Source organism: Streptomyces sp. T028 (assembly GCF_048159505.1).
GTDB lineage: Bacteria > Actinomycetota > Actinomycetes > Streptomycetales > Streptomycetaceae > Streptomyces.
Map to the genome: position 1 here is coordinate 24475 of NZ_JBLRVZ010000009.1, position 21471 is coordinate 45945.

Genomic DNA, 21471 nt, shown 5'->3' on the forward strand with positions numbered 1-21471 from the left:
GAAGAGAACCTGCCCGAGAACCAGACCGACAACAGGCCCGAAGGTCCCGCGCACAAGCGGAACATGACGCGCCGTAAGGTCGTCGTCGCGGGCGGCGCGGCCGTGGTCGGCGTCGGCGCGGCCGGGGCGCTCGCCATGACCGCCTCCGCCGATGAGGCGACGGACGCGGCGTCCGAGTCCGCCTCAGCCTCCGCGTCGAGCACGGCGGAGGTCTGCTACAAGCTCACCTCGGAGACCACCGAGGGGCCGTACTACATCGACGCGGACAAGCTCCGCACGGACATCACCGAGGACAAGGAGGGCATCCCCCTGACCCTCAAGCTCAAGGTGATCGACTCCGAGACCTGCAAGCCGGTGGCGAACGCGGCCGTGGACATCTGGCACTGCGACGCGCTCGGCTACTACTCGGGCTACGAGAGCTTCTCCGAGGGCGGCGGCACCGCCCCCACCGACGCACCCTCCGGCACCCCCACGGACGTCCCGACCGGCACGCCCACCGGTGAGCCCCCGTCCGGCGGCGGTGGCGGCGGCCACGAGGAGCCCACCAGCGACACCCGCTACCTGCGCGGCACCGCGAAGACGAACAAGAAGGGCTGTGTCACCTTCACGACGATCTTCCCCGGCTGGTACCAGGGCCGCTGCGTCCACATCCACACCAAGGTCCACGTGGACGGCGAGTGGACCGACGCCGGCTACGAGGGCGGGCACGCCTGCCACACCGGCCAGTTCTTCTTCGACGAGGAGACCGTGCTCCTGACGGAGGAGGTCGAGCCGTACTCGACGAGCACCACCACCCGCACCCTGCTCACCGAGGACACCATCTACGACCAGAGCGGCACGGCGGGCGGCCTGCTCAAGCTGAAGTACAACAAGAACGACATCGCCAAGGGCGTGACGGCCTCGATCACCGTCGGGGTCGACCCCGACGCGACGAACGACGGCACCAGCTGATCCGAGTACCGGCCCGGTAGGTCGATTTCCGGCCCCCTTTCGCCCGAGGCGCGAAAGGGGGCCGTTTTCTCAGCTCTCTGACAGGCTTCACACCTAGCTTCCATGCGCATGACAGCTGAGCACCAGGAACCCCAACTGACGCAAGATACAAGTGATCTGACGCGCCGTCGGGTCGTCGCGGTGAGCGCGGGCGCGCTCGCCGTGGCGGGACTCGGCGGCGGCGCGCTCGCGGTCGACGCGGTGGCCGGAGAGAGAACCCCGGACCCGAAGGGCGGGAGGCCCGGCGGCCTGCCGGAGGACTGCTACGTCCTCACCTCGGAGACGGTCGAGGGCCCCTACTACATCGACGCCGACAAGATCCGCCGGGACGTCACCGAGGACCGCGAGGGCATCCCCCTCCTCCTCAGCCTCAAGGTGATCGACTCCGAGACCTGCCGGCCCATCCGGAACGCGGCCGTCGACATCTGGCACTGCGACGCGGTGGGCGTCTACTCGGGCTACGAGGACATGGGCAACGGAGGCGGAGGCGGCGGCCCGGCCCCCACGGGCGAGCCCCCCACCGGCACCCCGACCGACGTCCCCACGGGCGCGCCGCCGTCGGGCAACCCGGGCGGCCACCAGGAGCCGACCGACGACACCCGCTACCTCCGAGGCACCTGGAAGACGGACCGCCACGGCCACGTCTCCTTCAAGACGGTCTTCCCCGGCTGGTACCGGGGCCGCTGCGTCCACATCCACACCAAGGTGCACGTGGACGGCGAGTGGACCGACGCCGGCTACGAGGGCGGCCACACCTGCCACACCGGCCAGTTCTTCTTCGACGAGGAGTCGGTCGTGGCCACGGAGACCGTGGAGCCGTACGCCTCGAACACAGCGGAGCGCACCCTGCTGACCGAGGACACGATCTACGACCAGAGCGGCGCGACGGGCGGCCTGCTCAAGCTCCGCTACGACAAGCGCGACATCACCAAGGGCGTACGCGCGACGCTGACCGTAGGCGTCGACCCCGCCGTGACCAACGACGGCCAGGGCGCCCCGCCCGAGCCGAGCGCGTCGGCCTCCCCCTCGGCGACCTGACGTCCCCTCGTCCCCCGGTCACTGCCGCTGACGCCGGCCGGCAGTGACCGGGCCTGCCCTTCTTCTCCATCCGCCCGTCTTGTCCGCCCCCTTGGAAACCTCACCGCCGTCACACAGGAATCCCGAGGGGCGATCACAGCGGGCTGTCTTCTCATAGAGGAGGAGGGAGCCGACGAGGGTCGGCGGACAAGGGAGGAACGGGCCATGGTTTTCACGATCGCGCTCTCGGTACTGCTGATCATCGGCGCCACGGCGTGCGTCCTGGCCCAACGCCGCTCCCGCCGGAACCGCCCCCCGTCCGACCTGGACGCGGAAGCGGAGGCCAACCACGCCCTGGTCCGCCTGACGGGCGGCCTGGTGCCCCCGAACGCCCGCGCCTGGTCCTCCGCCAACGCCGACACGGACCGCGCCCTGACCCGGGCGGCGGAATGCCAACGCGAGGCACGGACCCGCCTGGCTACGGCCCGCACGGCGGCGGAGTACGCGGAGGTGACCCGGTTGGCGAGGGAGGGCCTGGACCACCTCCGGGTGGCCCGCGCGGGGTTGGGCCTCGACTCGACTGCCGCCCCTGCCCTCGCGACTACGGCGCGCTGACACAGGGGCGGGCTTGACCGTCTCAGGCCTCGTCGAACAACTCCTCGGCCTTCTCCACCGTGCCGGCCCGTTCGAGCCAGTCGTCGACACGGTCGAGGTCCGTGCAGGTGGTGATGCGCTCGCGGACATGCTCGGAGATCGCGAGGCCCCGTACCTCCAGGACGCGCAGAACCCCTGCGGCCGCGCCTCGGGCTTCCCCTCGGACCATGGCCGCTTGATACGCCCCGTCATCCACAGGGTCGTCCGAGTCGTCGGTGAACAGGTCCTCCGCGCTGACAGCAGACAGGGAACGGTCGAACCAGACGGTGAGGGTGTCGAGGTCTGCACACGAGGTGATGCGCTCACGGACGCCGTCGGGAACCTCGATGCCGTGCTTGTCCAGCACGCGGAGGATCAGCAAGGCGCCTTCTTCGGCCTTACCCTTCAGATATTTCTCCTCGAACATCGTCCGATGGCCGGGGAAGTGGGTGACGAGGGTGTCCATCATGGTCTTCCATTTCTCCCTGATCGGAGTGTTCTCCAGACCGACTTCGACGCGTTCGGTCCAGTAGGCCGTGATGAGTGGGTCGAGGGACAGAAGGCCGCGGGCCAGCACTTCGAGTATGGCGGTTGCTCGCCGGTTCTCGCTATGAACGATGGCCGAGAGCGTCGCGACCGCCGGGTTTCGGGCGACCGTCGCCTCGTCCGTGATCTCTGGCACAGTGGTCGGCCCCAGCACGAACGGACGCGTGATCTGCGTCGTCCACGGGCCCACCGCGCACTCGAAGGGACCGGCCGCCCATTTCGCTGTGGGTCGGTCCCTGCAGACCGCCACCAGCAGCACCGGCATGTCGTACTTCGCCCGCAGGTGAGCCACGTAATAAGCCCAGCTCTTCCCCTTCTCCGGGTGCGGCTTCGTCTGCGCCTCGATGGCGAGCAGGAAGCTCTCACCCATCTCCGGCTCGAACTTGAGCACCGTGTCGACACGGCGTTCCAGCGGCTGGATCTCCGTCGTGTCCGGGGAGAGGGTGCCGAAATCCGATTTCGACGGCGGTGGAATTCCCAGCGCCTCGAAAACATGGGCGAGGGCCTCCGGGTGTTCCTGGAAGAGTCGGTGGGACGCCTCGTGCGTTGATGTGACCATGTGCGCAACCTAGGTCGATCAAGGAGCCGATTGTCGGGCGATTTTGGGGCGTTCACTCTTTCGAGGGGCGAAGGAACGTTCACGCCGCGACGCTGATCAGGTCGCACCAGATGTATTTGCCGGTGCCGATGATGTTCTTGTGGTCCGGCTGCTGAACCCAGCCCCATCGGTCCGAGCAGTCCCGTACGAGCGCCAGCCCTCGGCCCGCCTCCGCGTCCCATGAGGTGTCGCGCGAGGGGCGGGGCGGGGTCGGGTCGTTGTCCCAGACGCCGATGCGGAGGGTGCGGTGTTCCGCGCGGAGCTTTATGGCGGCGGGGCCCTTGGTGTGCTGCACGGCGTTGGTGATCAGCTCGGTGGCCAGCAGTTCGGCGGCGTCGGTGAGGTGCGGAAAGCCGTGGGCGGCGAGGACGGCACGGAGGGTCTGCCGGCAGATGCGGACGGCTCGGGGGTCGTTGGGGATGTAGAGGATGTACTCCCAGATGTCGGGGGCCGCTTCGGATTCGGGCATGGGGAAGTCCTGTTCGGTCGAGGGGAGTGGTGGGGGGCCCGTGGCTCCGTCGCCGCCGTCGTGGCATGACGGGGCGGTGCGCTTCCGGGGTCCGGTTTCGCAGGGTGTGCGTCGCGTCACCGAAAGTAGAGGAGAGATTTCTCCTCGCGCAAGCTGCTCGCGTAACCTGACACCCGAACGGGAACCCCAACCGGGCTCGTGAACAGCGTTGTTGAAGGGAAAACGATGGCGCCGAGGAGTCAGCCCACTGCCCGGCAGGTACGGCTCGGAACCGAGCTCCGCAAGTTGCGGGTGACGGCCGGGCTGTCGGCCCGCGAGGTTGTGCGGCTCCTCTCTTCGACCTCGGCACAAATGAGCCAGGTGGAAGCCGGCCTCTCGGGTGTGAGCGAAGAGCGCCTACGCAAGCTCGCGGCCCTCTACGGCTGCGGAGACGAGGCGTTGATCGACGCTCTCGCGGCCATGGCCGTCGACCGCACGCGTGGCTGGTGGGAGGAGTACCGGGGGGTATTGCGCCCTGAGTTCCTGGATCTCGCGGAACTGGAACATCACGCACGGTTCCTCCAGGTCATCGGCACGGCACATGTGCCGGGACTGCTTCAGACCGAGGACTACGCCCGCGCAGTGTTCGCATACTGGGTACCGCACCTTCCAGACAGCGAGCTGGAGGCCCAGATCGAGCACCGGATGCGGCGAAGGAACGTACTGACTGGTGACCGAGCCGTCGAGTACGAGGCGGTGGTGCACGAGTCTGTGCTGCGCACACGCGTGGCGGACCGCCGTGCGGCACTGGCTCAACTGGACGAAGTACTCCGGCAGTCGGAGCGCCCGAACGTGACCGTCCGCGTCATCCCATTCGACACCGACGGGTTCGCCGGTGCGAGCGCGGCGTTGCTCTACGCGGGCGGGGAGGTTTCCGCCCTGGACACCGTTCAGCGCGACACACCGTACGGCAGCGCCTTCCTGGATGACGCAGACCAACTCCTCGCCATGCGAACACTTTTTCGTAAAGTGGAGTCTGTGTCGCTCGACCCAGTGAAGTCCCGTGACTTCATCCACCGCTTGGCGAAGGAATTGTGAGGCAGCCATGACGCTACCCCTCAACTGGCAGAAGTCCTCGTTCTCCGGTGGCGCCGCCGGTAACGAGTGCGTCGAACTCGCTCGCAGCGACCGCTCGTTGCTCCTCCGTGAGAGCGACGACCCGGCTCGAATACTCCCCATTGCTCCCAGCAGCCTTGCTGCGCTTCTCCAGCGCCTGTGCGCGGACGGGACGGGACAGCTGTGACTCAGTGGCAGAAGTCCTCATTGTCCGGCGGCGCCGACGGCAACGAGTGCGTCGAACTCGCCGCCACCGAAACCGGCCTTCTCCTCCGCGAAAGCGACGAACCCACCCGAATACTCCCCCTCACCCCCACCACCCTCGCCGCCCTCCTCACCCGTCTCCGATCCGGCCGCCCCTGAAGTCGCCCCACGCGGGAATCTCCTCGCAGGCCTGTCGCCAAGCCGTCGGGACAGCCCCCGTCCCCGTCCGAGCGGCGACGACACCGCCCGCTATCGCGCACGTCGTGTCCCGGTCCCCCCACCCCCCGACCGTCTGCCACAACGCCTCGGGCAGGTCGTCCAGGTGCCCGGCCGCCGACCACAGGGCGAACGGGACCGTGTCCTGGGCCGAGAGGTCGGTCCCCGAGCCCAGGACGGACGCCGCGTGGCGGATCGACGTCCGCTCCGGGAAGTCCGCGGCGAGCCACAGACGCGAGCGGACCTCGCTGTTCGGCACGTACCAGGCGACCTGTCGCAGGAAGTCCCCCCGAGGCGGCGCCTCCCCCTCCGCCGAGGCCGCCGCCAGTGACGCCGCGACCGCCACCGCGACCGCTCCTGCCACGGCCTCACGGTGGGAGTGCGTGGTCAGCGCCGACAGCCACGCCTGCGCGGCGGCGATCGCCGGCCGGTCGTAGAACCACGCCCCCAGCGGAGCCGCCCGCATCGCCGCGCCGTTCCCGTGCGAGCCCATGCCGCCGAACTGGCCCGTGGTCACCTCACGCCAGTACTCGCCCTCCCCGATCCGGCGCAGCACCCTGTGCATCGACGGGCCGTACCCGCGGTCCGGGTCGCGCGCGTAGGCGGCGGCGAACTCCCGTGCCAGGTCGTCCTCCAGGACCTCCCCGTGCTCCGCCATGTGCGCGCACAGCACCAACGCCATAGCCGAGTCGTCCGTCCACAGCCAGGGCGCCGGACGCGGCTCCCTCGCCGCCCACAGCCCCTCCCTGTCCTCCTCCGAGCGCAGGAACCAGCCGTCCCCGAACGCATCCCCCAGAACCAGCCCCTCCAGGCTCCTGGTCATCAGCGCCAAGCGCACGGTGTTCACCGCATCCCCCCTGAGCGCGACGAGAGCCAAGTGTGTGCGCTCAGTCTCAGCGACACGCCGCATACACGGCGTGTCGCTGAGACTCGATCACCACTTGTCGCGTCGTAGGCCGTCGTACGCCGTCGTACGCCGTCGTAGGTCCGAGGGGGCTCACGCCTCCTCCGGTCCCGCCTCCGTCATCCCGTGCACCGCCGGGATCGTCCCCAGGCGGCCCTTCTGGAAGTCCTCGAAGGCCTGCTGCAGCTCGGCCTGGGTGTTCATGACGAACGGGCCGTAGTGGACCATCGGTTCGCGGATCGGCTGTCCGCCGAGGAGGACGACCTCCATGTCCGGCGTGTGGGAGTCCTGCCGCTCGTCCGCGCGGACGGTCAGCGAGCCGCCCGCGCCGAAGACGGCGGTCTGGCCGAGGCGGATCGGGCGGCGTTCCGCGCCGACCGAGCCCTTGCCCGCCAGGACGTACGCCAGGCCGTTGAAGTCCTCCCGCCAGGGGAGGGTGAGCTCGGCGCCGGGGGCGAGCGTCGCGTGGATCATGGTGATGGGGGTGTGGGTGATGCCGGGCCCCGCGTGGCCGTCCAGTTCGCCGGCGATGACGCGCAGGAGCGCGCCGCCGTCGGGCGTCGTCAGGAGCTGGACGTGGCCGCCGCGGATGTCCTGGTAGCGCGGCGCCATCATCTTGTCCTTGGCCGGGAGGTTCACCCACAGCTGGAGGCCGTGGAAGAGGCCGCCGGACATGACGAGGTGCTCCGGCGGCGCCTCGATGTGGAGGAGGCCCGAGCCGGCCGTCATCCACTGGGTGTCGCCGTTGGTGATGGTGCCGCCGCCGCCCTGGCTGTCCTGGTGGTCGAAGATGCCGTCGATGATGTAGGTGACGGTCTCGAAGCCGCGGTGCGGGTGCCAGGGGGTGCCCTTGGGCTCGCCCGGCGCGTAGTCCACCTCGCCCATCTGGTCCATCATGATGAACGGGTCGAGGTGGCGGTAGTGGATCCCCGCGAACGCCCGGCGCACCGGGAAGCCCTCGCCCTCGAAGCCGCTCGGCGCGGTCGTGACGCCGAGGACGGGACGCGCCACGGCCTCGGCCGGCGCGGCGACACGCGGCAGCGTCAGCGGGTTCTCGACGGTCACTGCAGGCATGGTCCCTACCTCCTTGGGCGACGTGCGACCCAGTTTAGTTGATTGTTGAACTTTCTGTCACCCTGAACGACGAAAGCCCGGAGGACATTCCCTCCGGGCTGCGCCGTCCCTCGAACGGGGGATCAGTTGCTGAAGTACAGGTACTTCCACGCGCCGTACGTCGTCGAGTTCACGCTGTCACCGGACGAGCCGTTGACGTACACCGAGCGCATCCGGGCCCGGATGCCCGACTCACCGGGCGCCCCGAGAGTGACGGCCGACTTGCCGTTCGTACCGATCGGGAAGTACTCCGAGTCCGCGGAGTACCACGAGCCCTGGTAGTAGACCTGGAGGTCGAAGCGCTGCTGACGGCCCGGGTAGTAGGTCATCGTCGTGGTGAGCAGCGGGTCGGTGTTCTTGTGGAACCAGTAGTACGACGTCGAGCCGATCTTCGCCGTCTTGTAGTGCCTGGAGACGGCGGTGGAGACCTTGACCCGCGCGTAGGCCGTGACCTTCACGGTCCTCGGCTTGTAGCGGGAGTCGCCCGCGAAGACCGCGGTGACGGTGGTGTCCCGGGTCATGTCCACCCAGGCGGCGATGTTGCCGCTGGAGTTGACCGTCCCCCTCTTGATCAGCTTCTTCGACTTGTCGCCGCCGAAGGGGTCCGCCCAGATCTCGACCGTGCGGTTCTTGTACGTCGTGCCGAGGTGCGCGGTGAACTTCACGTCGGTGCCGTAGTTGTACAGCTTGCCGTTGTTGTTCAGGCTCAGGCTCGTCGCGACGCGGGAGACCGCGACCTTGTCGGAGGCGGAGACCGCGGTGTGCTCGGTGTCGCCCGCGTACGTCACCTTGTAGGTGACGGTGCCGCCGGCCGGCGGGGTGTCCGTGAAGGAGTACGTGCCGTCCGCCCGGACCGTGACGGCGGCGAGCGCCTTGCCGCTCGGGCTGTCGAGGTCGGTGCGGGTGACGGAGAGCTTGACGCCGGTGGGCAGCGGGACCGTCGCCGAGATCTTGCCGGTGACGGTGAGCGGCTTGGCGCGGGTCGCGGAGCTCGGGGCGTTGACCGTGAGCGTCGGCACGTTCAGCGTCGGCTGGGTCAGCGCCTTGAGCGTGTAGGTGCCGCCGCCGGCCGGTGCGAGCGCGAAGATCCGCGAGGAGTCCGGCGCCCAGCGCACATCCGCGGCGGCGGTGTAGTCGGAGGCCGAGCCGACGGTGTACGTGCGCAGCGGCTGGGTGGCGTTCGGCCGGTAGACCGCGACCTTGCCGGGGGTGAACTGGGCGACCATCCCGTTCGACGCGACGTCGCCGCCCCACGCGGTGGGGTAGGCGCCGGCCTGGGTGAGGGTGCCGTTCGCGTAGGCGTGCCGGTCGGAGCCGTTGACGAGCACCTGGTCGGCGCCCGAGACGAGGTCGATGTCCCTGACGCCGTCGTTCAGGGCGTACGAGGTGTCGTGCCAGGCGACCACCTTGGCCGTGCCGCTCGACACGTCGAGGACGGCCTCCGTGCCCGTGGAGTCCCCGGTCTCGCCGACGGCCAGCAGACCCGGCCGCGTCGGGTCGGTGTCCAGCAGGGCCTGCCCCCACATCCCGGACCCCGTTCCCTCGGTCGGGATCTGGGCCATCGCCACCGGGTCGGCCCCGCTCGCCGGGTCCACCGCCGGGTCGACGGAACCGAGGTCGCCGTCCCACTGGTCGCCGTACGAGAACCACACCTTGCCCCCGGCGAAGGCCAGGTGGCGCGGGCCCGTGCCGGTCGGGATCGTGTACGTCTTCCTGACGTCCAGCGTGGCCGGGTCGAGCGCGAGGATCTGGTGCGTGTTGGGCAGGGCCGCGTACAGGGTGGTGCCGTCGTCCGACAGGGCCAGGTCGCTGACGCTGCCGAAACCGACGTTCAGGTCGACGAGGGTGCCGTTGTAGTCGGAGGCGAGGATCCGGCCGTTCGCCGCGTCGCCGACGAACACGCGCTGGAGGGTGCCGTCCACGACGAGACCGCCGGTGCCGGCGACGGTGGTGGCGGCGGCCGAGGCGGTCCCCGCCGCCACGACGCTCAGCGCCGCCGAGCTGAACAGGACCGCGAGTGCCGTCGCGGCCGAAGTGCTGCGCATGCGCACAGTGATGAACCCCCAGTGGAAACCCGGGTTCGCCGGGTAGATGAGAGCGCCGCGCGGCACCCGGACACGACCGCGGAGAGCGGTTGCGCACGGGGCGCGGCTGCTGGGAGCAACTCTATGGCATGCCTGTGACAACCTGGGATGGATTTCCCGCCCGGGGCCGTCCGCTCAGCCGTACATCCTGCGCATCGCGAACTCCACCATCTGCTCGACCGCCTTCGCGTCGAACACCATCCGGTGCTCGCCCTCCATGTCGAGGACGAAGCCGTAGCCGGTGGGGAGGAGGTCGATCACCTCGGCGCCGGTGATCACGAAGTACTTGGACTCCTTGCCCGCGTACCGGCGCAGCTCCTTCAGCGAGGTGAACATCGGGATCACCGGCTGCTGGGTGTTGTGCAGGGCGAGGAAGCCGGGGTTGTCGCCGCGCGGGCAGTAGACCTTGGAGGTCGCGAAGACCTGCTGGAAGTCCTCCGCGGCCAGCTGCCCCGTGGTGAAGGCACGGACGGCGTCCGCGAGGGAGGGCGGGGACGGCTCGGGGTACAGGGGCGGCTGCTGCCCGTACCCGCCGGGCATCTGCTGGTTCGGCGGCGGAGCGTACTGCTGCTGAGCAGCACCATTGTCCATGGGCTGGCCGTATCCGTACATGGGCGCAAGCGTACCGAGACCGCCCGGCCGGTGGGGCGGTACGAGGGCCCCGTGCAAAACACGGGCACTTCACAGGTTTGCCCCTGGAATCCCACAGTGGACGCCCATACCGTCCCCACATCAAAGAAAGCACCACGGAACGGCAAAGTCCGGACCCGGCACACGCACAGGCTCCGGACCCGGCACACGCACAGGCAAGGGGCACACCATGGCGCACGACCAGCACGGTCACCACGAAGACCACGAGCACGACAGAGGGCTCTCCTACGACCTTCCCGTCCTCGCCCGCCGCAGGATGATCCGGCTGTTCGCGGGGGCGGGCCTGATCCCGCTGGTCGGATGCGCCGGGAACGACGAGGAGACCGCCTCCGGCACGGGCTCGTCCTCGTCCTCCTCGTCCTCCTCGTCCGGAAGCGGTACGGGCTCCTCCTCCACCGAGTGCGCGACCATCCCCAACGAGACCGCCGGCCCCTACCCCGGCGACGGCTCGAACGGGGTGAACGTCCTGAAGGAGAGCGGTGTCGTGCGCAGCGACATCACCTCCAGCTTCGGCGACTCGGCGGGCGGCACCGCCGAGGGGATCCCGCTGACCGTCACCCTCACGGTCGTGGACGCCGCCTCGGGCTGCGGCACCCCCAAGGAGGGCGCCGCCGTCTATCTCTGGCACTGCGACCGGGACGGCAACTACTCCCTGTACTCGGACGGGGTCACCGAGGAGAACTACCTGCGGGGCGTGCAGGAGACCGACGACAAGGGCCAGGTCACCTTCAAGAGCATCTTCCCGGCCTGCTACTCGGGCCGCTGGCCGCACATCCACTTCGAGGTCTACGGCAGCCTGGAGGACGCCACCGCCGCGACCTCCATCACGAACACGTCGCAGCTCGCGTTCCCCAAGGACGTGTGCGACACCGTGTACGCGACGGACGGCTACAGCAAGAGCGTGAGCAACCTGGCCCAGCTCTCCCTGGAGACGGACAACATCTTCAGCGACGGGTACGACCAGCAGCTGGCGACGGTGGAGGGCGACGTGGACAAGGGGTACACCGCCACGCTCACGGTTCCGGTGTGAGGTCCGGTATGACGTCCGGTGTGAACCGTCACAGATGACCGGATCGGGGTTGCGGCTTATTACCGGCGGGTAGCATCATCGGTAGCTACTAGTTGGTAAGTGAACTGGCGCGAGGATCAAGTGCCTCGCCGATCTCTCTACGGAGCCATCGCCATGGGGCACTACAAGTCGAATCTCCGCGACATCGAGTTCAACCTCTTCGAAGTACTGGGACGCGACAAGCTGTACGGCACCGGCCCGTTCGAGGAGATGGACACCGAGACCGCGAAGAGCATCCTCGAAGAGCTCACCCGCCTCGCCGAGAACGAGCTCGCGGAGTCCTTCGCCGACGCCGACCGCAACCCCCCGGTCTTCGACCCGGAGACCAACACCGCGCCGGTCACCCCGTCCTTCAAGAAGTCGTACAAGGCGTTCATGGAGTCGGAGTACTGGCGCCTGGGCCTGCCCGAGGCGATCGGCGGCACCACCGCCCCGCCGTCGCTGATCTGGTCGTACGCGGAGCTGATCCTCGGCTCCAACCCGGCCGTGTGGATGTACTCCTCCGGCCCGGCGTTCGCCGGCATCCTCCACGACGAGGGCAACGACGTACAGAAGAAGATCGCCAAGATCGCCGTGGAGCGGACCTGGGGCTCCACCATGGTGCTGACCGAGCCCGACGCGGGTTCGGACGTCGGCGCCGGGCGGACGAAGGCGGTCCAGCAGGAGGACGGCTCCTGGCACATCGAGGGCGTGAAGCGGTTCATCACCTCCGGTGAGCACGACATGGAGGAGAACATCCTCCACTACGTGCTCGCGCGGCCCGAGGGCGCCGGGGCGGGCACCAAGGGGCTCTCCCTCTTCCTCGTCCCGAAGTACCTCTTCGACTTCGAGACCGGCGAGCTCGGCGAGCGCAACGGCGTCTACGCCACGAACGTCGAGCACAAGATGGGCCTGAAGGCCTCCAACACCTGCGAGATGACCTTCGGCGACCAGCACCCCGCCAAGGGCTGGCTGATCGGCGACAGGCACGACGGCATCCGCCAGATGTTCCGGATCATCGAGTTCGCCCGGATGATGGTCGGCACGAAGGCCATCTCCACGCTGTCGACGGGCTACCTGAACGCGCTGGAGTACGCCAAGGAGCGCGTCCAGGGCCCCGACCTCGCGAACTTCATGGACAAGAGCGCGCCCAAGGTCACCATCACCCACCACCCCGACGTGCGCCGCTCGCTGATCACGCAGAAGGCGTACGCCGAGGGCATGCGCGCCCTCGTGCTGTACACGGCGTCGGTGCAGGACGCGATCGCCGTCAAGGAGGCCGCGGGCGAGGACGCCAAGGCCGAGCACGCGCTGAACGACCTGCTCCTGCCCATCGTCAAGGGCTACGGCTCCGAGAAGGGCTACGAGCAGCTCGCCCAGTCGCTCCAGACGTTCGGCGGCTCCGGCTTCCTCCAGGAGTACCCGATCGAGCAGTACATCCGCGACGCCAAGATCGACACCCTGTACGAGGGCACCACCGCGATCCAGGGCCAGGACTACTTCTTCCGGAAGATCGTCCGCAACCAGGGCGCCGCGCTGAACTCTCTCGCCGAGGACATCAAGAAGTTCCTGGCGCTCGGCGAGGGCGGCGAGGAGCTGGCCGGTGCCCGCGAGCACCTCGCCAAGGCCGCCGTCGAGCTGGAGGCCATCGTCGGTCTGATGCTGACCGACCTCGCGGCCACCGAGCAGGACGTCAGGAACATCTACAAGGTGGGCCTGAACACCACCCGTCTGCTGCTCGCCTCCGGTGACGTGATCGTCGGCTACCTGCTGCTCAAGGGCGCGGCGGTCGCCGCCGAGAAGCTGGAGACGGCGTCGGCGAAGGCCGTGTCGTCCAAGGATGTGGCCTTCTACACCGGCAAGATCGCCGCGGCGAAGTTCTTCGCGGCCAACGTCCTGCCCGGCGTCACCCTGGCCCGCAAGATCGCCGAGGGTGTCGAGCTCGACCTGATGGAGCTGGACGAGGCAGCTTTCTGACGCCGCTTTCCGACGCCGCTTTCCGACGTTCTGGGCCGTCCCGTTTCTGACGTTCCGCGCCGGTCCCGCCCGGGGACCGGCGCGGCATGCTAGAAATGCGGCCCCGGTCCCCCACCCGGCCCCCACGTCTCCGACGGGAGCCGCCGGGCAGGGCTGCCCCTCCACACGTCCTCACGAGGGCCCGTTCCCGCGACCGGGAGCGGGCCCTCGTACGTCGTTAAGGTGAACCCCATGAGCAGCGAACCCGCCCGCTTCGGACCCGCCCGCTTCGACCGCGGCCATACCGACGACCTGATGTCCTTCCTCACGGTGAGCCCGTCGCCGTACCACGCCGTCGCGAACGCGGCCGCGCGGCTGGAGAAGGCAGGTTTCAGGCAGGTCGCCGAGACGGACGCCTGGGACGGGACGAGCGGCGGCAAGTACGTGCTGCGCGGGGGCGCGATCGTGGCCTGGTACGTCCCCGAGGGCGCCGAGCCGCACACCCCGTTCCGGATCGTGGGCGCGCACACCGACTCCCCGAACCTGCGCGTCAAGCCGCTGCCCGACACCGGCGCGCACGGCTGGCGCCAGGTCGCCGTGGAGATCTACGGCGGACCGCTGCTGAACTCCTGGCTCGACCGCGACCTCGGCATCGCCGGCCGGCTCACCCTGCGGGACGGCTCCACCCGCCTCGTGGACGTGGGCCGCCCGCTGCTGCGGGTCCCCCAGCTCGCCATCCACCTCGACCGCGCGGTCAACAGCGACGGCCTCAAGCTCGACAAGCAGCGGCATCTCCAGCCCGTCTGGGGCCTCGGCAACGACGTGCGCGACGGCGACCTCATCGCCTTCCTGGAGGAGGAGTCGGGGATCCCCGCGGGCGAGGTCACCGGCTGGGACCTGATGACCCACTCCGTGGAGCCGCCCGCCTACCTGGGCCGCGACCAGGAGCTGGTGGCCGGCCCGCGCATGGACAACCTGCTGTCCGTGCACGCCGGTACGGCGGCCCTGGCGGCCGTCGCCACGAGCGGCGCCGACCTGCCGTACGTCCCGGTGCTCGCCGCGTTCGACCACGAGGAGAACGGCTCGCAGTCCGACACCGGTGCCGACGGACCGCTCCTCGGCACCGTGCTGGAACGTTCCGTCCTGGCGCGCGGCGGGTCGTACGAGGACCGGGCGCGAGCCTTCGCGGGCACGGTGTGCCTGTCCTCCGACACGGGTCACGCGGTCCACCCCAACTACGCGGAGCGGCACGACCCGACCCACCACCCGCGCGTCAACGGCGGCCCCATCCTCAAGGTCAACGTCAACAACCGCTACGCCACGGACGGCACCGGCCGTGCCGTGTTCGCCGCCGCCTGCGAGAAGGCGGGCGTACCGTTCCAGTCCTTCGTCTCCAACAACTCCATGCCCTGCGGCACGACCATCGGCCCCATCACCGCGGCCCGGCACGGGATCCGGACCGTCGACATCGGCGTGGCGATCCTGTCGATGCACAGCGCCCGCGAGTTGTGCGGCGACGCCGACCCGTACCTGCTGGCGAACGCGCTGGTGGCGTTCCTGGAGGGGTAGTTCACGAGCGAGGGGGTACCCGCAGGCGGTGGCCGGAAGGGCCGGCCGCGCTACAGGGGAGGCGACACTCATGGGCCTCGGCGGGTGCATCATCCTCATCGCCGTGGGAGCGATCCTGGCCTTCGCGACCGACTGGGACATGCAGGGGGTCAACCTCGACCTGGTCGGCGTCATCCTGATGATCGTGGGGCTGATCGGCGTGACCACGTTCAGCAGCATCGCCCGGCGCCGGCGAGTGGTGGTCCCGCCGCCCACCACCATCGTCGAGGACGACCGGCGCAGGGAACCCCCTTTCTGACAGCTCATCACGAACAGGACCCACAGGAAAAATTCAGACAACCGTGAGCAAGACGTTACTCGGGACAACTTGTCGGGTTGTAGGGATTTCGTGAAGACTCGTGGGGACTGAGGGGCCCCGGGGGTGAGCAGTGCCGGGCCCGCAACCGCACCAGGGGGTCCCGGCGTGCTCGACCTCGCGCCACCGAGTGCTCCGCGAGCCCATCGCGCCCGCCGCCATGCCTCCCGCCGCGCCCACGCGGCCCCCGAGGAACCGGCCGAGCGCCACCGGCTCGCCGTCCTGATACCCGCGCACAACGAGGCGGACCGCATCGCCGCAGCCATCGACGGCCTGCGGGACCAGACCCGGCGGCCCGACCTCGTCGTCGTGGTCTGCGACAACTGCACCGACGACACCGCCGAGATCGCCGTCGCGCACGGTGCCCAGGTCTTCCACACCCAGGGCAACACCCACAAGAAAGCCGGCGCCCTCAACCAGGCCATCGCCTGGATGCTGCCCCATCTCGACGACCGCGACCTGCTCCTCGTCCAGGACGCCGACACCGTCCTCGACCCCTGGTTCGCCGAGACCGCGCTCGGCACCTTCAACCGCAAGGTCGGCGCCGTCGGCGGGGTCTTCTACGGCGAGGAGGGCGGCGGCTTCCTCGGCCTGCTCCAGCGCATGGAGTTCCACCGCTACGCCTGGGAACTGGAGCGCACCGGCGGCAAGGCGCAGGTCCTCACCGGCACCGGCACCATGTTCCGCGCCCGCGTCCTGCGTGAGGTGCGCGCCGCCCGCCGCGCCGGGGTGATCGGCGGCGGTACCGGCTACTACAGCCTCGCCTCGCTCACCGAGGACGACGAGATGACCAAGGCGGTCAAGACCCTTGGCTACCGGGCCATGTCCCCGGCCGGCTGCGCGGTCGTCACCGAGGTCATGCCGAGCCTCGGCAAGCTCTGGCACCAGCGGCTGCGCTGGCAGCGCGGCGCCCTGGAGAACCTGCGCGACTACGGCTGGACCAAGGTCACCGCCCGCTACTTCATGCAGCAGTTCCTGATGGGCTTCGGCGCGCTGTCCTTCCTGATCTACCTCACCTACATGACCACCCTCAGCACGCTGTACGGGTGGCCCGGCTTCTCGCCGTTCTGGACGGCGATCGGCCTGATCTTCATGGTCGAGAAGACCGTCTCCGTACGCCGCGCGGGCCCGAAGGCCGTCCTGGTCGCGGCGCTCATGATCCCGGAGATGCTCTACGACCTCTTCCAGCACGCCGTCTACTTCACCTCGCTGTGGGGCCTGCTGCGCCGCAGCGAGGAGAAGTGGGTGGCGACCTGAGCCCCACACCCCCTCACCACCCTTTGCACCCACCCTCGCTAGGAGAAGCACGATGTACGGAAGAGTGATCGGCGCCGGGACCACGGGCGCCGGCGGCGCCACCCTCGCCGCCACGGGCCTGTGGATGAACAGCATGGCGCTGGTTGTCACGGCCACCACCCTGGTCGCCGCGGGCGTCGCCCTGTGGAAGCTGGCCCCGCGCCCGCGCCGCCGCTGACCAAACCAACGCCGGCCGGTCCGCCGAGCCTTCGGCGAGGCGGACCGGAACTCCCCGGTCCCGCTGGTTGTCCGGCCTGCCGACCGGACTAGTGTGCGTTGAGTCTCACAGACCGCCAACGTGACCTGGGGTTTTGGCGGCCTTCCCTGAGACTCGGCGCACAATTGCCCCGCTCGGGCCGGCTTGTGTCCTGTCGTCGCGTCGGGCTCGTCGGCTTCTGCTCGGGCGCGTTCACGATGGCGGAGGCCGGGGTGCCTTCCGGGCCCGCTTCCCGCGCGTGCGCCTCGAACCGGACGTGCTCTTCGTCGACGACGGCGACATCCTCACGGCGTCGGGCAGCGCTTCGGCACTCGACCACCGCTGCTGGAGTGGGCCCGGGCGCGGCTGCGTGAGCCCCTGACGGTGGCCGGTCTCGCGGCCCGGGCCGCCGTCTCCCCCCGCCACCCTGCACCACCGGTTCCGCGCCCAGCTCGGCACGGCCGCGAACCTACGCGCGTGCGGCGCGAGACCGGGCTCAGCCCGTCGGCGTACCGGCGGCGGTTCGGGCCGGCGGGCGGGATGACCGGCGGGGTGACGGTGTCGTAGTCGCGTCGGTGGGAGGCGCCGTGGCCTCGCCCCTCAACTGCTGCATCCATGCCGCCCCCACGGCCTTCGGGACGGTCTTCAGCAGGCCGTCCTCCTTGGTGAAGGCGAGCGCCCGGCTGTAGCCGCCCCCGCCGCAGCCGTCGGACTGGTGGAGGAGCCGTACGTCGACGGATTCGTCGATGAAGGGGGTGGTGGCGCCCTTGCGGGTAACCCTGAAGCGGACCGGCGCGCTGTCGGGGTCGGCGTCGTCCGGCAGCGTCAGGAACGCCCTGGAGATGTCCTCCTGCTTCAGCGTGCCCTTCGCGCAGTCACCCCGTGTGCACACCTCGGCGGAAGCCCCCGCGAGATCGCCGTAGCCGTCCTGTACGAAGTAGACACCGACTTCGGACACCACACCCCAGCCGGCGCACGGCGCGGGCCCCGCGCACCCGGACCCGCCCACGAGCAGCGCGCCCGCGAGCAGCGCGCCCGCGCAGGCCAACACATACGGCCGGGTCGTCCTTCTGATCATTTCCCGCCCCCCTCCGGGAAAGATCTTCTCAGTCGGGGAAGCAGTCCCGGTATGAGATTTCTCGTACGCGACCGGCTCCTCGCCTTCGGTGACGACTACTGGATCGAGGACGACCACGGCAACCGGGTGTTCCTCGTCGACGGCAAGGCGATCCGGCTGCGGGACACCTTCGAGCTGAAGGACACGCAGGGGCGGGTCCTGATCGACATCCATCAGAGGATGTTCGCCCTGCGGGACACGATGGTGATCGAGCGGGACGGCGAACCGCTGGCCACCGTGCGGCGCAAACGGCTGTCGCTGCTGCGCAACCACTACCGCGTGGCCTTGGCGGACGGACACACCGTGCTCGACGTCAGCGGGAAGATCCTCGACCGGGAGTTCGCGATCGAGTACGACGGTGAGCTCCTCGCCGTCGTCTCCCGGCGCTGGCTGCACGTGCGGGAGACGTACGGCGTGGACGTCGTACGGGAGGACGCGGATCCGGCGCTGCTGATCGCGGTGACGGTGTGCGTGATCCACCTCGCCGAGAAGGACCGGGAGGACTAACGTCCAGGGGCCTTCAGGCCCAGCACGCGGTCCTTCAGGGCCGGGAACTGTTCGCGGGTCGTGGCGACCTTCGCCGGGTCGAGGTCGACGGTGAGGATCTCCTCGCCGGGGCCGGCCTGGCCCAGTACCTCGCCCCAGGGATCCACCACGATCGAGTGACCCGCCTGGGGAACTCCGGCGTGCGTGCCGGCCGTTCCACACGCGAGCACGAACGCCTGGTTCTCGACCGCCCGCGCCTGGGCCAGCAGCGTCCAGTGCGCCCGGCGGCGCTCCGGCCAGCCCGCGGGGACGACGAGGGTCTCGGCGCCGGCGTCGACGAGACCGCGGAAGAGTTCGGGGAAACGGAGGTCGTAACAGGTGGCCAGACCGATGGTCGTCTCCGGGAGACGGACCGTCACCAGCTCCCGGCCCGCGCCCATCAGCACGGCCTCGCCCTTGTCGAAGCCGAAGCGGTGGATCTTGCGGTAGGCAGCGGCGAGCTCACCGGAGGGGGAGAAGACGAGAGAGGTGTTGTAGAGGGGGCCCTCTGGGTCACGCTCGGGGATCGAGCCCGCGTGCAGCCACACGCCCGCGTCGCTCGCGGCCTTGGCCATCGCCTCGTACGTGGGCCCTTCCAGCGGCTCGGCCTCGCTGCCGAACTCCTCGTAGGCGAAGGCCCCGGTCGTCCACAGTTCCGGCAGCACCACGAGATCCGCGGCACCGGCCTGCTCCCGCACGAGCGAGGCGACCCGCACCCGCCGCGATTCGACCGATTCGCCCTCTTCTACGGCGATCTGGATCAGCGAGGCGCGCACACTACCACCGTCCTGGCATTCGAGTAGGCCACACGGGCCTACGATCGTCACACGAAAGCACTGCCGGGGTGCCTCACAGCAGCGTAACTTAGCGTTTCACGACACCCGCCGACAGCCGCCGCCCGTACGCCACCTCCCGCTGGCAACGCCGCCATCCGCCGTCACCAATCCGCCCGTGTACCGACCGCCGAGGGGTCCCGTTCCGTGAGTCTGCATCCCACCCTCCAGCCCTACGCCGACGCCTGGACCCACTCCATCGAAGCGATATCCGAGTTGGTGCAGCCGCTCGTGGAGGGCGAGTGGAACTGGCGGACCCCGTGCCCGGGCTGGTCGGTCCGCGATGTGGTCTCGCATGTGATCGGCCTGGACAGTGAGATGTACGGCGATCCCCGCCCGATCCACTCACTGCCCCGGGACCTTTACCACGTCACCAACGACCTCCAGCGGTACATGGAGATGCAGGTCGACGTCCGCCGTCACCACACCGCGCCGGAGATGACGTCCGAGCTGGAGCTGATGATCATCCGGCGCAACCGCCAGCTGCGGGGCGAGTCGCGCCAGCCGGGGACGGTCGTGCGCGGACCCCTCGGTGCGGAGCTGACCCTCGAGGATTCCATGCGGAGCCACGCGTTCAACGTGTGGGTGCACGAGCAGGATCTGCGCGCCGCCCTCGGCCGTCCCGGCAACCTGGACTCCCCCGGCGCGCACATCGCCCGTGACGTGCTCCTCGGCGAGCTGCCGGCCGTCGTCGCCGAGCGCGCCGACGCCCCGCGCAGCTCCGCGGTCGTCTTCGACGTGCACGGCCCGATCGAGTTCCTGCGCACCGTCCGGGTCGACATGCAGGGCCGCGGCACCCTGGAGACCGCCCCGGCGCTCGGCCCCGCCGCCTCCTTCGCCCTCGACTGGGAGACGTACGTCAAGCTGGCCTGCGGCCGGGTGACACCGGAGGCGGTCGCGGACCGGGTGAAGGCGGAGGGCGAGCCGGCGCTGACGGCGGCGATCCTGCGGAACTTCGCGGTGACCAAGTAGCCCGCGGGCAGGTGCGACGGAACGGGCCCGCCGTGTGGATCACGGCGGGCCCGTTGCGTATGTACCGGCGAGCGTCAGCTGATCTTCGCGTAGCCGTAGTTGATGAGCTTCTTCACGTCGGCCGTGCGGCTCGCCGCGTCGGGAGCGGTGAGGACGGTGCCCATGACCGACTCGCCGTTGAGGGTGGCGGCGAAGATGAGGCAGTACTTGGCCTCGGTGCCGGAACCGGTCTTCACACCGAGCGTGCCGTTCCAGCCGAGCAGCGTGTTGGTGTTGGTCCAGGTGCCCATGGTGCGGGTGGCGCCGGTCTTGGTGATGGTCTTCGCCGTGTACGACTTGGTCTTCACGACGGCCTTGAACGTGGTGTTCTTCATCACGCTGCGGGCGAGCTTCGTCAGGTCGCGCGGCGTCGAGTAGTTGGAGCCGTTGCTGAGGCCGTCGAACGAATCGAAGTGCGTGTTCGTCATGCCCAGGGTCTTGGCCATGTTGTTCATCTTGGCGATGAAGTTCTTGGTGCGGGCCGCGACCGTCGTGCCGGTGCCGAACTTGTCGGCGAGGGCCATCGCCGCGTCACAGCCGGACGGCAGCATCATCCCGTACAGCAGCTGACGGACGGTGACCTTGTCGCCGACGATCAGCCTGGCCGACGACGGGTAGCCCTCGCGGACCATGTAGTCGCTGACGGCCTGCTTGATCGTGACCTTGGTGTCCAGGTTGAGGTTCGACTGCGAGAGCACGACCTTCGCGGTCATGACCTTCGTGGTGGAGGCGGTGAGCCTCTTGGTGTCGGCGGACTTGCCGTAGAGCGTCGTGCCCGTCGCGCTGTTCATCAGGTACGCGCCCTTGGCCGTGAGGGTGGGCGCCGTGACGGCCTGCGCGGGTGCCGCGGTGAGGACTCCTCCGGCGAGCACTGCACTGGCCGTGACGACGACGGCGGCGGCTCGAGCGCGGATGCCCTTGGTGGCGGTTATCAACTGAAATACCCCGATTATGTCGAATGCCCCTGAGGTGCGGCCGAGTTGGCATGGGGAAAGTTGGTGGGGCCGCACGTGTGTGACATGTAAGTAGCACAGAAGGTTGTGCG

23 protein-coding genes and 1 pseudogene are annotated in these 21471 nt (G+C 69.4%); 15 read left to right on the forward strand and 9 right to left on the reverse strand.

The features are described 5' to 3' along the window. The first annotated feature begins 63 nt into the window (after positions 1 to 63). The 3 genes from ACLZN2_RS08910 to ACLZN2_RS08920 all read left to right on the forward strand — a co-directional run bounded on the left by ACLZN2_RS08910 (position 64) and on the right by ACLZN2_RS08920 (position 2622). On the forward strand, positions 64 to 951 hold the full coding sequence (locus ACLZN2_RS08910; protein WP_416978079.1) for an intradiol ring-cleavage dioxygenase: 888 nt from the start codon (positions 64 to 66) through the stop codon (positions 949 to 951). 108 nt (positions 952 to 1059) lie between these two features. After that, positions 1060 to 2028: an intradiol ring-cleavage dioxygenase gene (locus ACLZN2_RS08915; protein ID WP_416977830.1), complete on the forward strand. Its 969-nt coding sequence runs from the start codon at positions 1060 to 1062 to the stop codon at positions 2026 to 2028. 204 nt (positions 2029 to 2232) lie between these two features. Next, positions 2233 to 2622, forward strand: a complete 390-nt coding sequence (locus ACLZN2_RS08920) for a hypothetical protein (RefSeq protein ID WP_416977831.1) — start codon at positions 2233 to 2235, stop codon at positions 2620 to 2622. A gap of 22 nt (positions 2623 to 2644) precedes the next feature. On the opposite strand, the gene ACLZN2_RS08925 is transcribed toward ACLZN2_RS08920, so the two are convergent. Both ACLZN2_RS08925 and ACLZN2_RS08930 read right to left on the reverse strand, forming a co-directional pair. Continuing rightward, positions 2645 to 3745 carry a hypothetical protein gene (locus ACLZN2_RS08925; RefSeq protein WP_416977832.1) on the reverse strand — a complete coding sequence of 367 codons (1101 nt, stop codon included), beginning with the start codon at positions 3743 to 3745 and terminating at the stop codon, positions 2645 to 2647. A 79-nt stretch (positions 3746 to 3824) separates the two neighbouring features. Next, positions 3825 to 4253, reverse strand: a complete 429-nt coding sequence (locus tag ACLZN2_RS08930; RefSeq protein ID WP_416977833.1) for an ATP-binding protein — start codon at positions 4251 to 4253, stop codon at positions 3825 to 3827. A gap of 225 nt (positions 4254 to 4478) precedes the next feature. On the opposite strand from ACLZN2_RS08930, the gene ACLZN2_RS08935 reads away from it, so the two are divergent. Genes ACLZN2_RS08935 through ACLZN2_RS08945 form a run of 3 tightly spaced genes read left to right on the forward strand, consistent with a single transcriptional unit; the run spans position 4479 to position 5711 of the window. Then, positions 4479 to 5330 (forward strand): helix-turn-helix domain-containing protein, encoded by an 852-nt coding sequence (locus tag ACLZN2_RS08935; RefSeq protein WP_416978080.1) that lies wholly within the window; start codon positions 4479 to 4481, stop codon positions 5328 to 5330. A gap of 7 nt (positions 5331 to 5337) precedes the next feature. Continuing rightward, positions 5338 to 5535: a DUF397 domain-containing protein gene (locus ACLZN2_RS08940; protein WP_416977834.1), complete on the forward strand. Its 198-nt coding sequence runs from the start codon at positions 5338 to 5340 to the stop codon at positions 5533 to 5535. Continuing rightward, positions 5532 to 5711, forward strand: coding sequence for a DUF397 domain-containing protein (locus ACLZN2_RS08945; protein ID WP_416977835.1), 180 nt, complete (start codon positions 5532 to 5534; stop codon positions 5709 to 5711). The genes ACLZN2_RS08940 and ACLZN2_RS08945 overlap by 4 nt, the downstream gene beginning before the upstream one ends. Here the strand turns inward: ACLZN2_RS08945 and ACLZN2_RS08950 are convergent. The 4 genes from ACLZN2_RS08950 to ACLZN2_RS08965 form a co-directional block, all read right to left on the reverse strand. Next, a complete protein-coding gene (locus ACLZN2_RS08950) occupies positions 5683 to 6591 on the reverse strand; it encodes an ADP-ribosylglycohydrolase family protein (RefSeq protein ID WP_416978081.1) in 909 nt (302 codons plus the stop codon). The two genes, ACLZN2_RS08945 and ACLZN2_RS08950, sit on opposite strands and share 29 nt — an antisense overlap. Positions 6592 to 6765: 174 nt before the next feature. Further along, positions 6766 to 7746, reverse strand: a complete 981-nt coding sequence (locus ACLZN2_RS08955) for a pirin family protein (protein ID WP_416977836.1) — start codon at positions 7744 to 7746, stop codon at positions 6766 to 6768. Between the two features lie 122 nt (positions 7747 to 7868). Next, the gene (locus ACLZN2_RS08960) at positions 7869 to 9830 is read right to left on the reverse strand and encodes an Ig-like domain repeat protein (protein ID WP_416977837.1); all 1962 of its coding nucleotides are present in this window, start codon (positions 9828 to 9830) and stop codon (positions 7869 to 7871) included. A 174-nt stretch (positions 9831 to 10004) separates the two neighbouring features. Then, positions 10005 to 10481 (reverse strand): SseB family protein, encoded by a 477-nt coding sequence (locus tag ACLZN2_RS08965; protein ID WP_416977838.1) that lies wholly within the window; start codon positions 10479 to 10481, stop codon positions 10005 to 10007. A gap of 208 nt (positions 10482 to 10689) precedes the next feature. Between ACLZN2_RS08965 and ACLZN2_RS08970 the strand changes: the two genes are divergently transcribed. The 7 genes and pseudogenes from ACLZN2_RS08970 to ACLZN2_RS09000 all read left to right on the forward strand — a co-directional run. Further along, on the forward strand, positions 10690 to 11550 hold the full coding sequence (locus ACLZN2_RS08970) for an intradiol ring-cleavage dioxygenase (protein WP_416977839.1): 861 nt from the start codon (positions 10690 to 10692) through the stop codon (positions 11548 to 11550). Positions 11551 to 11703: 153 nt separating this feature from the next. Further along, positions 11704 to 13545 carry an acyl-CoA dehydrogenase gene (locus tag ACLZN2_RS08975; RefSeq protein ID WP_416977840.1) on the forward strand — a complete coding sequence of 614 codons (1842 nt, stop codon included), beginning with the start codon at positions 11704 to 11706 and terminating at the stop codon, positions 13543 to 13545. A gap of 231 nt (positions 13546 to 13776) precedes the next feature. Beyond that, on the forward strand, positions 13777 to 15093 hold the full coding sequence (locus ACLZN2_RS08980; protein ID WP_416977841.1) for a M18 family aminopeptidase: 1317 nt from the start codon (positions 13777 to 13779) through the stop codon (positions 15091 to 15093). A 70-nt stretch (positions 15094 to 15163) separates the two neighbouring features. Continuing rightward, a complete protein-coding gene (locus ACLZN2_RS08985) occupies positions 15164 to 15391 on the forward strand; it encodes a DUF6458 family protein (RefSeq protein ID WP_416977842.1) in 228 nt (75 codons plus the stop codon). Between the two features lie 165 nt (positions 15392 to 15556). Next, positions 15557 to 16705 carry a glycosyltransferase gene (locus ACLZN2_RS08990; protein ID WP_416977843.1) on the forward strand — a complete coding sequence of 383 codons (1149 nt, stop codon included), beginning with the start codon at positions 15557 to 15559 and terminating at the stop codon, positions 16703 to 16705. 52 nt (positions 16706 to 16757) lie between these two features. Beyond that, positions 16758 to 16922 carry a hypothetical protein gene (locus ACLZN2_RS08995; protein WP_416977844.1) on the forward strand — a complete coding sequence of 55 codons (165 nt, stop codon included), beginning with the start codon at positions 16758 to 16760 and terminating at the stop codon, positions 16920 to 16922. A gap of 179 nt (positions 16923 to 17101) precedes the next feature. Further along, positions 17102 to 17507 (forward strand): annotated as a pseudogene (locus ACLZN2_RS09000) (AraC family transcriptional regulator); the annotation flags it as partial. On the opposite strand, the gene ACLZN2_RS09005 reads toward ACLZN2_RS09000, so the two are convergent. Beyond that, positions 17437 to 18018, reverse strand: a complete 582-nt coding sequence (locus ACLZN2_RS09005) for a hypothetical protein (RefSeq protein ID WP_416977845.1) — start codon at positions 18016 to 18018, stop codon at positions 17437 to 17439. The pseudogene ACLZN2_RS09000 and the gene ACLZN2_RS09005 overlap by 71 nt on opposite strands. Before the next feature lie 51 nt (positions 18019 to 18069). On the opposite strand from ACLZN2_RS09005, the gene ACLZN2_RS09010 reads away from it, so the two are divergent. Then, positions 18070 to 18564, forward strand: a complete 495-nt coding sequence (locus ACLZN2_RS09010) for an LURP-one-related/scramblase family protein (protein ID WP_416977846.1) — start codon at positions 18070 to 18072, stop codon at positions 18562 to 18564. On the opposite strand, the gene ACLZN2_RS09015 is transcribed toward ACLZN2_RS09010, so the two are convergent. Beyond that, positions 18561 to 19358 carry a carbon-nitrogen family hydrolase gene (locus ACLZN2_RS09015; protein WP_416977847.1) on the reverse strand — a complete coding sequence of 266 codons (798 nt, stop codon included), beginning with the start codon at positions 19356 to 19358 and terminating at the stop codon, positions 18561 to 18563. The genes ACLZN2_RS09010 and ACLZN2_RS09015 overlap by 4 nt on opposite strands. A 204-nt stretch (positions 19359 to 19562) precedes the next feature. Here ACLZN2_RS09015 and ACLZN2_RS09020 point away from each other — a divergent pair, with 204 nt between their 5' ends. Beyond that, positions 19563 to 20387: a maleylpyruvate isomerase family mycothiol-dependent enzyme gene (locus ACLZN2_RS09020; RefSeq protein WP_416977848.1), complete on the forward strand. Its 825-nt coding sequence runs from the start codon at positions 19563 to 19565 to the stop codon at positions 20385 to 20387. Positions 20388 to 20461: 74 nt separating this feature from the next. Here ACLZN2_RS09020 and ACLZN2_RS09025 read toward each other — a convergent pair whose 3' ends face one another. Continuing rightward, positions 20462 to 21361 carry a D-alanyl-D-alanine carboxypeptidase family protein gene (locus ACLZN2_RS09025; RefSeq protein ID WP_416977849.1) on the reverse strand — a complete coding sequence of 300 codons (900 nt, stop codon included), beginning with the start codon at positions 21359 to 21361 and terminating at the stop codon, positions 20462 to 20464. Positions 21362 to 21471: the final 110 nt, after the last annotated feature.

Bases quoted from the DNA above. Each gene is read 5' to 3' on its own strand.
- ACLZN2_RS08910 (WP_416978079.1), top strand. From the start codon at position 64: ATGACGCGCCGTAAGGTCGTCGTCGCGGGCGGCGCGGCCGTGGTCGGC.
- ACLZN2_RS08915 (WP_416977830.1), top strand. From the start codon at position 1,060: ATGACAGCTGAGCACCAGGAACCCCAACTGACGCAAGATACAAGTGAT.
- ACLZN2_RS08920 (WP_416977831.1), top strand. From the start codon at position 2,233: ATGGTTTTCACGATCGCGCTCTCGGTACTGCTGATCATCGGCGCCACG.
- ACLZN2_RS08925 (WP_416977832.1), bottom strand. From the start codon at position 3,745: ATGGTCACATCAACGCACGAGGCGTCCCACCGACTCTTCCAGGAACAC.
- ACLZN2_RS08930 (WP_416977833.1), bottom strand. From the start codon at position 4,253: ATGCCCGAATCCGAAGCGGCCCCCGACATCTGGGAGTACATCCTCTAC.
- ACLZN2_RS08935 (WP_416978080.1), top strand. From the start codon at position 4,479: ATGGCGCCGAGGAGTCAGCCCACTGCCCGGCAGGTACGGCTCGGAACC.
- ACLZN2_RS08940 (WP_416977834.1), top strand. From the start codon at position 5,338: ATGACGCTACCCCTCAACTGGCAGAAGTCCTCGTTCTCCGGTGGCGCC.
- ACLZN2_RS08950 (WP_416978081.1), bottom strand. From the start codon at position 6,591: ATGACCAGGAGCCTGGAGGGGCTGGTTCTGGGGGATGCGTTCGGGGAC.
- ACLZN2_RS08955 (WP_416977836.1), bottom strand. From the start codon at position 7,746: ATGCCTGCAGTGACCGTCGAGAACCCGCTGACGCTGCCGCGTGTCGCC.
- ACLZN2_RS08960 (WP_416977837.1), bottom strand. From the start codon at position 9,830: ATGCGCAGCACTTCGGCCGCGACGGCACTCGCGGTCCTGTTCAGCTCG.
- ACLZN2_RS08965 (WP_416977838.1), bottom strand. From the start codon at position 10,481: ATGTACGGATACGGCCAGCCCATGGACAATGGTGCTGCTCAGCAGCAG.
- ACLZN2_RS08970 (WP_416977839.1), top strand. From the start codon at position 10,690: ATGGCGCACGACCAGCACGGTCACCACGAAGACCACGAGCACGACAGA.
- ACLZN2_RS08975 (WP_416977840.1), top strand. From the start codon at position 11,704: ATGGGGCACTACAAGTCGAATCTCCGCGACATCGAGTTCAACCTCTTC.
- ACLZN2_RS08980 (WP_416977841.1), top strand. From the start codon at position 13,777: ATGAGCAGCGAACCCGCCCGCTTCGGACCCGCCCGCTTCGACCGCGGC.
- ACLZN2_RS08985 (WP_416977842.1), top strand. From the start codon at position 15,164: ATGGGCCTCGGCGGGTGCATCATCCTCATCGCCGTGGGAGCGATCCTG.
- ACLZN2_RS08995 (WP_416977844.1), top strand. From the start codon at position 16,758: ATGTACGGAAGAGTGATCGGCGCCGGGACCACGGGCGCCGGCGGCGCC.
- ACLZN2_RS09005 (WP_416977845.1), bottom strand. From the start codon at position 18,018: ATGATCAGAAGGACGACCCGGCCGTATGTGTTGGCCTGCGCGGGCGCG.
- ACLZN2_RS09010 (WP_416977846.1), top strand. From the start codon at position 18,070: ATGAGATTTCTCGTACGCGACCGGCTCCTCGCCTTCGGTGACGACTAC.